Origin of the sequence: Pseudoxanthomonas mexicana (assembly GCF_010093385.1) — a bacterium.
Lineage (GTDB): Bacteria > Pseudomonadota > Gammaproteobacteria > Xanthomonadales > Xanthomonadaceae > Pseudoxanthomonas_A > Pseudoxanthomonas_A mexicana.
In genome coordinates, this window is sequence record NZ_PDWV01000025.1 from 44,034 (window position 1) to 53,634 (window position 9,601).

A 9,601-nucleotide genomic window follows, 5' to 3' on the forward strand; every position below is an offset into this window, starting at 1 on the left:
TGACCCTGACGGGTCGGGACGACGGATGTGACCGGATCTCACGGCCGGGCGGTCAGCCGCCGGTGGCGGGCTGGATGCGGATGCGGTCTTCTTCGGGTGCTTCGTCGGCCGGCGCCGGCTCCGGCTGCGTCGGTGCGGGGATCGGAGCGGCAGGAGGAGGCGCCGGGCGCCGCATCCACATGATGGCGGCGGCCAGCGCGATAAGCGCCAGCAGCACCAGGCGGATCCGCCAGGCCCAGGAGCGCTGCGGCGCGGCGGGTGTGTCCTGTGCGCTGCGGAAGGTCAACGTAGGGCCCTGACCCGGGCGCGTGGTCTCCAGCAGGCCGGCCTGCCGCAGCAGTTCGCGCGCGCGCGGCTGGTCTTCGGCGTGGCGCACCCACACGGCGGGCTGCAGCTGCGCCTTTACCGGCTCGGTATAGCTGAACTGTCCGCTGCGCTTGCTCTGGTAGGAGCGGCCGTTGCTGATATGCACGGCAATGCCCGCATCGGTCAGCAGCTTGGCCACGCCCTCGACGGTTTCGATGCGCTGGCTGGAAAAGACTTGCCGCATGCGGGGCGCCTCAGTCCTTCGCCGGCACGGCCGAGGCCGCTTCGGCGTCCGGCACCACGCGGATCAGGCCTTCCTGCGCCGAGCTGGCCACCAGGCGGCCCTGGCGGTCGAAGATCTGCCCGCGTGCCAGGCCGCGCGAACTGCTCGCGCTGGGGCTGTCGATCGAATACAGCAGCCAGTCGTCCGCACGGAACGGGCGGTGGAACCACAGCGCGTGGTCCAGCGAGGCCATCTGCACGTTGGGCTGGTAGTAGCTGATGCCGTGCGGGTACGTGGCGGTGCCCAGCAGCTGGAAATCGGAGGCATAGGCGAGCAGGGCGCGGTGCAGTTCCGGCGAATCGCCGACCGGCTCGCTGAGCCGGAACCAGACCTGCTGGAACGGCGGGCGCTTGGGCGGATTCAGTTCGTCGCGCGGATAGACGTGGCGGAACTCGAAGGGGCCGCGCCGCGACAGCCAGCGCTGCACTTTCGGCGGCAGCGTGCCCATGACCTCGGCGGGCACCGCCGGCGCCGGGGCGATGTCCTCCGGCTGCGGCACTTCCGGCATCGACAGCTGGTGCTCGGCGCCATCCTCTTCGGCCTGGAAGGACGCCGCGCAGAAGAAGATCGCCCGGCCGTGCTGGATGGCGGTGACCCGGCGCACGGAGAAGCTGCCGCCATCGCGCGTGCGATCCACTTCGTAGACGATCGGCGCTTCGATGTTGCCGGCACGCAGGAAGTAGGCGTGCAGCGCATGCGCGCGGCGTTCCCCGTTGCTGCCGTCCACCGTCGCCTGTGCGGCCGACAGCGCCTGGCCCAGCACCTGGCCGCCGAACACGTACTTGGTGCCGATGTCGCGGCTCTGGCCGCGGAACAGGTTGTCTTCCAGCCGTTCCAGCGACAGCAGTTCGATCAGCTCGGAGACGACGGGTTCGGGTGCGGGCACGGCAGGGCCTGGGGTCTTGGCGGACGGCGATTATACCGGCCGCCCGTGCGTGGCCCGTCAGGGCACCAGCCTTTCCAGCGGCGTCGCACGCAGCACGGCATCCCACGGGAACAGCGGGCCCGGGTCCATCTTGCGCGGCACGGTGACGGTGGGATCGTCGCTGGCGGGCTCGCGCGCAGTGTCCAGGTCCTCGTGGCCGGCGATGTAGCGCAGCGAGGGGAGTTCGCGCCGCAGTTCCGCCAGCAGCCGGGTCAGCGACGCGATCTGCGCCCCGGTGTAGGGCTCTTCCATCTTCTGGCTGCCACGCGCGAGCCAGTCGGGATACCGGCCGGTGTTCACCAGTTCGATCCCCACCGAACGCGGGTTGTAGCCACGCACGTGGTGGGCGATGCGGTCCGGCCGCACGTAGACATACACGCTGCCGTCCCGGTCGATGTAGTAGTGGCCACTGTTGCCGGTGCCCGACGCATGCAGGATGCGTTCGCCATAGTGGCGCGCCATCGCCAGGTCGGGCAGTTCGGTGCAGTGGATCACCACCAGGTCGATCTGCCCCAGGGGCCGCGCATCAAGCCTGTCCTCGTAGGGCAGCGGGTCGACGGTGGGGGCGCAAGGGGATGGCTCGGTGCTCATGCGCCGATGCTAGCAGGCGGGGCGGGCCGCAGCCCGCTCCGGTAAACTGGCGGCCTTCCTCGGCTGTCCGGTTCCCCATGCCGCCCAATCCCGACTCCCCGCTGGCCAGGCTGATGGCCACCCTGCCGCGTGCCGGCAAGGTGGAATGGATCGGCCTGCGACCGGCCCGCGACGAGGCCATGATCGCCACCGGGACCGTCGAGGCCATCGCCGGCGCCGGCCTGGTAGGCGACCGCTACAAGGGCGGCAGCGGCAAGCGCGGCATCACCCTGATCCAGGCCGAGCATCTGCCGGCCATCGCCGCGCTCGCGCAGCGTCCCGATCTGACGCCCGCGCTGCTGCGCCGGAACGTGGTGGTCTCCGGCATTCCGCTGATCGCACTGAAGCAGCGACGCTTCCGTATCGGCACGGCGGTTTTCGAGGGCACGGAAGAGTGCGACCCCTGCTCACGCATGGAAGACGCGCTGGGTCCGGGCGGCTACAACGCCATGCGCGGTCACGGCGGCCTGTGCGCCAGGATCGTCGAAGGCGGCACGTTCGGTCTGGGCGATGCGCTGGAGGCGCTGTGATGCGCGGTCACTGCATCCTCTCGCACGGTTTCGAGAGCGGCCCCGATGCCACCAAGGTCACCGCGTTGGCCGACGTGGCCGAGCGCCTGGGCTGGACCCACGAGCGACCCGACTACACCGATCTCGACGCCCGCCGCGAGGTCAGCTCGCTGGGTGATGTCGTCGCGCGGCTGGATCGCCTGCGCTCGCTGGCGCAGGCGGCCGCTGCGCGCGGTCCGGTGGTGCTGGCCGGTTCCAGCCTGGGCGCTTATATCGCCGGCCGCATCTCGCTGGAGGTGCCGGTGCGCGGCCTGTTCCTGATGGCGCCGCCGATCACGATGGGCCCGTTGCCGGAACTCGACGCCGCCGCGGTGCCGGTGTCCATCATCCATGGGTGGGACGACGAACTGATTCCCGCCCAGGCCGTGACCGACTGGGCGCACGCGCGCCGTGCCCGCCTGTTGCTGGTCGACGACGGACATCGCCTGTCCGATCACGTCGTGGCTTCGGCGGAAGCGTTCGGGCAGCTGCTCGCCGCGCTTTGAAGACCGTCATCCCGGCCTGCGCCGGGGTGGCGTCCACCATGAGGTTCCACTTTGAAATTCTTCGTCTCCGGCGCCAAGGGCCTGGAATACCTGCTCGCCGATGAGCTGCTCGCCCTCGGCGTGCCCAAGGCCACCGCCACCATCGCCGGCGTGAATGCCGACGGCGAGCTGGTCGACGCACAGCGCGCCGTGCTGTGGTCGCGCCTGGCCAGCCGCGTGCTGTGGCCGATCGCCGAGTTCGAATGCCTGAACGAACAGGCGCTGTACGACGGCGTGATGGCGATCGCGTGGGAAACGCACACACGCCCCGAACTGACGCTGGCGGTGGATGCGCACGTCTCCGGCGAGGCGATCACCCATGCGCGCTATGCGGCGCAGCGCGTCAAGGACGCCGTGGTCGACCGGCTGCGCCAGCAGGGCCTGGAGCGACCGTCGGTCGACGTCGAACAGCCCGATGTGCGCATCAACCTGTCGCTGCGCAGGAACCGCGCGACCATCTCGATCGACCTGGGTGGCGGCCCGATGCATCGCCGGGGCTGGCGGCAGGCGCAGAACGAGGCGCCGTTGAAGGAGAACCTGGCGGCGGCCGTGCTGATGCGCGGCGGCTGGCCGGCGCTGTACCACGAGGGCGGTGCGCTGCTCGACCCGATGTGTGGCAGCGGCACGCTGCTGATCGAAGGCGCACTGATGGCCGCCGACGTGGCCCCGGGCCTGCAGCGCCACGGCAATGCGCTGCCGACCCGCTGGTCGGGCTTCGACGCGGCGGCTTGGCGCACGCTGTTCGCCGACGCCGTGCAGCGCGAAGCGGACGGGCGCAAGGCGCTGCGGCCGGCGTTCTTCGGCAGTGACATCGACCTGGGCGCCATCCGCGCCGCGCGCGACAATGCGGTGCTCGCCGGTCTCGCCGGCCAGTTGCAGTTCGAGATGCGCGATATCGCCCAGTTGCCCACGCGCGAGGAACCGCGCGGGCTGGTGGTGTGCAATCCGCCCTACGACGAACGGCTCGCCGCCGACGCCGATCTCTACCGCGCGCTGGGCGACGCGCTGCAGCGCGCCGTGCCGCAGTGGCGCGCCAGCCTGCTGTGCGGCAACGCCGACCTCGGCTACGCCACCGGCTTGCGGGCGGCGAAGAAGTACCAGTTGTTCAACGGCGCCATCGAGTGCGCGTTGATCGTCTGCGATCCGGTCGCCACGCCCGCGCGCGAACCGCGCGAGGCCAGGCCGCTGTCGGACGGGGCGCAGATGGTCGCCAACCGCCTGCGCAAGAACCTGAAGAAGTTCAAGGGCTGGCGCACGCGCGAGGGCGTGACCTGCTACCGCGCCTACGATGCCGACCTGCCCGAATACGCGGCGGCCCTCGATGTCTACGAAGAAGAAGGCGGACAGCGCCGCACCTTCCTGCACGTGCAGGAATACGCCGCCCCGGCGAGCATCCCCGAGCACGATGTGCGTCGCCGCTTCAGCGAACTGCTGGCTGCCACCCGCGAGGCCTTCGGCGTGCCGCAGGAGCAGATCGCGGTGAAGGCGCGCGAGCGCGGCAAGGGCGGGTCCAAGTACGGACGCATGCAGCAGCGGGACGAGTTCATCGTCGTGCGCGAGTCGGGCGCGCTGCTGCGGGTCAATCTGTTCGACTACCTGGACACCGGCCTGTTCCTCGATCACCGTCCGTTGCGCCGGCGCATGGCGCAGGAAGCGCGCGGCAAGCGCTTCCTCAACCTGTTCTGCTACACCGGCGTGGCCAGCGTGCAGGCGGCGGTGGCGGGTGCAGCGAGCACCACCAGCGTGGACCTGTCGGCGACCTACCTGCAGTGGTGCGCGGACAATCTGGCCGAGAACGGCCTGGGCGGCGCGAAGCACCGGCTGGTGCAGGCCGATGCCATGCGCTGGCTGGAGGCCGAGCAGGCCGAGTACGACCTGGTCTTCTGCGACCCGCCCACGTTTTCCAACTCCGCGCGCGCCGACGACTTCGACGTGCAGAAGGAGCACGTCCGCCTGCTGCGTGCCGCCGTCGCCCGCCTGGCACCGGGCGGCGTGCTGTATTTCAGCAACAACTTCCGCCGCTTCAGGCTGGACGAGGACGCGGTGGCGGAGTTCGCGCGCTGCGAAGACATCAGCGCCAGCACGATTCCGCCCGATTTCGAACGCAATGCCCGCATCCACCGCGCGTGGCGGCTGACGCGGGCCTGACGTCCGTCGATCAGCCGACGATCAGCACGAAGTCGCCGCGCTGGGACGCCATCGCCAGCGCCAGGGTGCGGCCGGTGGCGGCCAGGTCGGCCGCGGACAACTGGGTGGAGGGCGGCTGGGCGCGGTAAACCGCGTCGTCGGGCAAGGTATCGCGCACGACATAACCCATCAGTACGTTGACCAGTTCGCCCAGGGCGTCCACCGCCAGTTCGTCGTCGCATTGTTCCGGTGCGAGCGAGAGCAGGGCGCAGGCCATGGCGTGCATGGTGGCGCGGCTGCACCCCACGCCGACCAGCAGCGACTCCGATCCGGACGTGATGCGCACGTGCGCGGTGACTTCGCAGGCGTCGAGTGCGGCATCGTGGGCGATCCCGGCGGCCTGGCACTGGCTGCCGACCAGACGCGGGAACAGGCGGTTGCAGACGCGGATGGCACTGGTCACCACATCGGCCAGGGAATGGCCCGCGATGCCCAGTGCCAGGGCGTGGTTGGCTTCGTCCAGGTCGCGACGATGCGCGGCCAGTTCGGTTTCCAGTTGCTCGGCGGTCAGGACGCCCTGTTCGACCAGGATCTGGCCGAACAGCTTGCGGCCCTTCTTCTGCGCCGCGAGCAGGACGTCCAGCTGGCCTTCGCTCAGCCAGCCCATCTCCAGCGCGATGTCACCGAAACGCCGGTCTGCGGCGCGCTGGCGTTCGTTGATGCGGCGGGCCTGCAAGGCGTCGAGCATGCCGTGGTGGATGGCCAGCGCGCCGAGCAGGGGATTCGACGCACGCTGCGCATCGAGGGCGGCCAGGAGCTGTGCCGGGGTGAGGGTGCCGCGTTCCAGCAGGAACTGGCCCAGGAATTTCGCTGCCATGTCGGGTGGTCTCGTACGGAAGGTGGAAGGACGTGCGCGCCGGTCAGGCGACCGCCTCGTGCAGCACGCGATCCATCACTTCCGGATCGATGGGTTTCTGCAGGTAGGACCTGGCGCCCAGCTTCAGGCACTCCTCGATGTCGCTCTGCGCACCCAGCGAACTCAGGATCACCACGCGCGCAGCGGGATCCTGCGCCAGGATCCGGCCCAGGGCCTGCTTGCCGTCGCATTCGGGCATCACCAGGTCCATCAGCACCACGTCCGGCTTCAGCGCCTGGTACTGGCTGACCGCCTCATGGCCGTTGCCGGCCTCGCCCACCACGTGGAAGCCGCAATCGTCGAGCTGGCGGGCCGCCAGCATGCGCAGGGCGCGCGAGTCATCGCAAAGCAGAACCGTCGGACGTGACGTCATTTCAAGATCCCCCCGTGGATCGTATTGCCCGCGCGGCGGATGCGGCGCGGTTCGACATGTAGGCCGTATCGGCCGGTCCGGGGAGTTCTTGAGCGCAGGGCGGTCAGCGCGCCGTGCCGGCCGCCAGTGCTTCCTCGACGAGGCTGAACGCGGAATGCGCGCCGCCGCGCGAACCGCCCGCGTCGGTGGCGAAGTAGACGACGCCCGTACCCGCCTTGCGGTCGATCCACAGGCCGGAACGGAGACCATAGGCATCGCCGGAATGGCCGACGCGCGCCACCCCGTCGTTGAACGGATCGTCACCGCATCCCGTCGTCGGAGTCGCCAGCGTCTGCACGGCCAGGCCGTAGCGGCAGAAGAAGGCCTGGTTCTGTCCGCCGCCGGTGTCTTCTTCGTGCGTCACGCCATTGCCGCCGTCGAAGCTCCATTGCGGAGCCACCATCGCGTCGACGCTGGCGGACGACAGCAGGCGCACCCCGTCGACTTCGCCGCCGCCGAGCAGCAGCCGGCCGATCTTCGCGAGTCCATTCGCCGAGATGCGCAGGCCGCCCTGTGGCGAGAACAGCGCGCCGTTCTCGCCGGCCTTCCAGCGGGCGAGGTCGCAGTCGGCCCCGTCCTCGACGACCACGGCGCAGGCCGGCTTGCCCGTGCGGTTCTCGTCGCGCACCGGTGCGCGGTCGCGATACAGCACCACGGCACGCATCGCCGTGGCCGCATCGCAGCTTTCCCAGTTGAAGCAGGCATCCAGCGTCAGCGGCTCCAGCACCAGCCGGCGCATCAGCAGGTCGAAGCGTTCGCCGGTGGCGTTTTCCATCGCCATCGCCACCAGCGGGAAATTGAGGTTGGTGTAGCGGAAGTGCGTGCCGGGTGCGTGCGCATCGTCCCAGGCCTTCGGGTCGTCGAGGATCGTCTTCAGCGGTTGCCCCAGCGGCGTGGCGTAGTAGCCGGCCGCATCGGTCAGGCTGGAGCGGTGCGACAGCAGCAGGCGCAGCGTGATCGGCGTGTCCGGGTGCCGTGGATGGCGCAGGGACCAGCCCAGGTACGTCGAGACGTCGGCGTCGAGATCGAGCTGGCCGGCTTCGACCAGCCGCATCACGCCGATCGACGTCACCAGCTTGGAGATCGAGGCGACGCGCACGGGATCGTCGGCGGTGACCTTGCGGCCGGTGGCGAGGTCGGCCATGCCTTCCGCACGCGTATTGACCACGCCGTTACCGTCGAAGGCGACGCGTACCTGCGCGACGGGCTCAACAGCGGACGCCACCGCGGATGCCACCAGGCAGGCGAGGGAAAGCAGGATGCGGAGGGAACGCAGGGACATCGGCCAGCACCTCGAGGGAACCGGCCCCGACTTTACTTCATCGTCGGCATCACGAACTCTGCGGCGTGCGTGTCCGGCCAGCGGGCGGTGACGGTCTTCAGGCGCGTATAGAAGCGCACGCCGTCCGGGCCATGCACATGCAGCGGGCCGAAGATCGAGCGCTTCCAGCCGCCGAAGCTGTGGAAGGCCATCGGCACCGGGATGGGGACGTTGATGCCGACCATGCCGGCCTGGACGCGATGGGCGAACTCGCGCGCCGCGCCGCCGTCGCGGGTGAACACGGCAGTGCCGTTGCCGTATTCGTGCTCGTTGACCAGGCGCAGCGCGCTATCCAGGTCCGGCACGCGGACCACGCAGAGTACCGGGCCGAAAATCTCCTCGCGGTAGATCGTCATGTCGGGTGTCACGCGGTCGAACAGGCAGCCGCCCAGGAAGAAGCCCTCCGCATGTCCATCGACGACATGGCCGCGGCCATCGACGACCAGGCTCGCGCCTTCCGCAACGCCGGCATCGACGTAGCCGCGCACCTTGTCGCGGTGGGCGCCGGTGACCAGCGGGCCCATCTCCGGATCGAGGCAGCCCGGCCCGATCTTCAGTGCCGCCACTTTGGGCGCCAGCGTCGCCACCAGCGCATCGGCGGTGGCATCGCCCACGCAGACCGCCACGGAAATCGCCATGCAGCGTTCGCCGGCCGACCCGTAGCCGGCCCCCAGCAGTGCGGACACCGCGCCGTCCAGGTCGGCATCGGGCAGCACGACCATATGGTTCTTCGCCCCGCCTAGCGCCTGCACGCGCTTGCCCTTGGCGCTGCCGCGCGCGTAGATGTACTCGGCGATCGGGGTGGAGCCGACGAAGCTCAGCGCCTGCACGCGTGGCTCGTCGAGCAAGGCGTCCACCGCCACCTTGTCGCCGTGGACGACGTTGAGCACGCCATCCGGCAGCCCGGCCTTCTTCAGCAGGTCGGCCATGAACAGCGCCGCGGACGGGTCGCGCTCGGACGGTTTCAGTACGAAGGTGTTGCCGCAGGCCAGCGCCACCGGGAACATCCACAGCGGCACCATCGCGGGGAAGTTGAACGGCGTGATGCCGGCGACGACACCCAACGGCGCGTATTCGGTCCACGAGTCCACGTCGCGGCCGACGTTCATCGAATGCTCGCCCTTGAGCAGGTGCGGGATGCCGCAGGCGAACTCCACCACTTCCAGCCCGCGCGTCACTTCGCCGCGTGCGTCGGACAGCACCTTGCCGTGCTCCGAGGTGATGATCTTCGCCAGGTCGCCGGCATGCGCTTCCAGCAGCTCCTTGAAGCGGAACATCACCCGCGCGCGGTTCAGTGGGGTGGTGGCGGCCCAGGCGGGGAAGGCGGCGGCTGCGGCGTCCACGGCCTGCTTCACGTCAGCGGCCGAGGCCAGCGGCACGCGCGCGGTGACGCGGCCGGTGGCGGGATCGTAGACATCGCCGAAGCGGTCGCCCGTGCCGGCGGCCGTGTGTCCGTTGATGAAGTGGGAAATCGCTTCGGCCATGGCGTTCACCGCTTGTCTCCTTCCCCTTCAAGGGGAAGGCTGGGATGGGGATGGTGTTGCATCGGTGGGGAACGAGGTCATGGTCGACACCATCCCCACCCAAC

The 9,601-nt window shown here is 69.8% G+C and carries 10 protein-coding genes; 3 read left to right on the forward strand and 7 right to left on the reverse strand.

Annotated elements, in window-relative coordinates; translation table 11 throughout:
* Window positions 1-52 precede the first annotated feature (52 nt).
* Genes CSC76_RS10680 through CSC76_RS10690 form a run of 3 tightly spaced genes read right to left on the reverse strand, consistent with a single transcriptional unit; the run spans window position 53 to window position 2,105 of the window.
* Window positions 53-550 carry a putative signal transducing protein gene (locus tag CSC76_RS10680; RefSeq protein ID WP_162109990.1) on the reverse strand — a complete coding sequence of 166 codons (498 nt, stop codon included), beginning with the start codon at window positions 548-550 and terminating at the stop codon, window positions 53-55.
* Between the two features lie 10 nt (window positions 551-560).
* A complete protein-coding gene (gene tesB, locus CSC76_RS10685) occupies window positions 561-1,475 on the reverse strand; it encodes an acyl-CoA thioesterase II (protein ID WP_162109991.1) in 915 nt (304 codons plus the stop codon).
* A gap of 57 nt (window positions 1,476-1,532) precedes the next feature.
* On the reverse strand, window positions 1,533-2,105 hold the full coding sequence (locus CSC76_RS10690) for an N-acetylmuramoyl-L-alanine amidase (RefSeq protein ID WP_162109992.1): 573 nt from the start codon (window positions 2,103-2,105) through the stop codon (window positions 1,533-1,535).
* A 77-nt stretch (window positions 2,106-2,182) separates the two neighbouring features.
* On the opposite strand from CSC76_RS10690, the gene CSC76_RS10695 reads away from it, so the two are divergent.
* From CSC76_RS10695 to rlmKL, 3 genes are read left to right on the forward strand one after another with little or no spacing between them, the layout of a single operon-like run.
* A complete protein-coding gene (locus CSC76_RS10695; protein ID WP_162109993.1) occupies window positions 2,183-2,674 on the forward strand; it encodes an MOSC domain-containing protein in 492 nt (163 codons plus the stop codon).
* Window positions 2,671-3,198 (forward strand): alpha/beta hydrolase, encoded by a 528-nt coding sequence (locus CSC76_RS10700; protein WP_162109994.1) that lies wholly within the window; start codon window positions 2,671-2,673, stop codon window positions 3,196-3,198. The genes CSC76_RS10695 and CSC76_RS10700 overlap by 4 nt, the downstream gene beginning before the upstream one ends.
* 51 nt (window positions 3,199-3,249) lie before the next feature.
* Window positions 3,250-5,385: a bifunctional 23S rRNA (guanine(2069)-N(7))-methyltransferase RlmK/23S rRNA (guanine(2445)-N(2))-methyltransferase RlmL gene (gene rlmKL, locus CSC76_RS10705; protein WP_162109995.1), complete on the forward strand. Its 2,136-nt coding sequence runs from the start codon at window positions 3,250-3,252 to the stop codon at window positions 5,383-5,385.
* Between the two features lie 10 nt (window positions 5,386-5,395).
* Here rlmKL and CSC76_RS10710 read toward each other — a convergent pair whose 3' ends face one another.
* The 4 genes from CSC76_RS10710 to CSC76_RS10725 form a co-directional block, all read right to left on the reverse strand.
* Window positions 5,396-6,241: a cyclic di-GMP-binding domain-containing protein, MshE-related gene (locus CSC76_RS10710; RefSeq protein ID WP_162109996.1), complete on the reverse strand. Its 846-nt coding sequence runs from the start codon at window positions 6,239-6,241 to the stop codon at window positions 5,396-5,398.
* A 43-nt stretch (window positions 6,242-6,284) separates the two neighbouring features.
* The gene (locus tag CSC76_RS10715) at window positions 6,285-6,653 is read right to left on the reverse strand and encodes a response regulator (RefSeq protein WP_162109997.1); all 369 of its coding nucleotides are present in this window, start codon (window positions 6,651-6,653) and stop codon (window positions 6,285-6,287) included.
* Window positions 6,654-6,756: 103 nt separating this feature from the next.
* Window positions 6,757-7,974, reverse strand: coding sequence for a serine hydrolase domain-containing protein (locus CSC76_RS10720; RefSeq protein ID WP_162109998.1), 1,218 nt, complete (start codon window positions 7,972-7,974; stop codon window positions 6,757-6,759).
* A 32-nt stretch (window positions 7,975-8,006) separates the two neighbouring features.
* Window positions 8,007-9,497, reverse strand: a complete 1,491-nt coding sequence (locus CSC76_RS10725; protein ID WP_162110004.1) for a CoA-acylating methylmalonate-semialdehyde dehydrogenase — start codon at window positions 9,495-9,497, stop codon at window positions 8,007-8,009.
* Window positions 9,498-9,601: the final 104 nt, after the last annotated feature.

What these genes read in the sequence shown, in the direction of transcription:
- CSC76_RS10710 (WP_162109996.1), bottom strand. Translation starts at nt 6,241, where the DNA reads ATGGCAGCGAAATTCCTGGGCCAGTTCCTGCTGGAACGCGGCACCCTC.
- CSC76_RS10715 (WP_162109997.1), bottom strand. Translation starts at nt 6,653, where the DNA reads ATGACGTCACGTCCGACGGTTCTGCTTTGCGATGACTCGCGCGCCCTG.
- CSC76_RS10680 (WP_162109990.1), bottom strand. Translation starts at nt 550, where the DNA reads ATGCGGCAAGTCTTTTCCAGCCAGCGCATCGAAACCGTCGAGGGCGTG.
- CSC76_RS10720 (WP_162109998.1), bottom strand. Translation starts at nt 7,974, where the DNA reads ATGTCCCTGCGTTCCCTCCGCATCCTGCTTTCCCTCGCCTGCCTGGTG.
- CSC76_RS10695 (WP_162109993.1), top strand. Translation starts at nt 2,183, where the DNA reads ATGCCGCCCAATCCCGACTCCCCGCTGGCCAGGCTGATGGCCACCCTG.
- CSC76_RS10690 (WP_162109992.1), bottom strand. Translation starts at nt 2,105, where the DNA reads ATGAGCACCGAGCCATCCCCTTGCGCCCCCACCGTCGACCCGCTGCCC.
- CSC76_RS10725 (WP_162110004.1), bottom strand. Translation starts at nt 9,497, where the DNA reads ATGGCCGAAGCGATTTCCCACTTCATCAACGGACACACGGCCGCCGGC.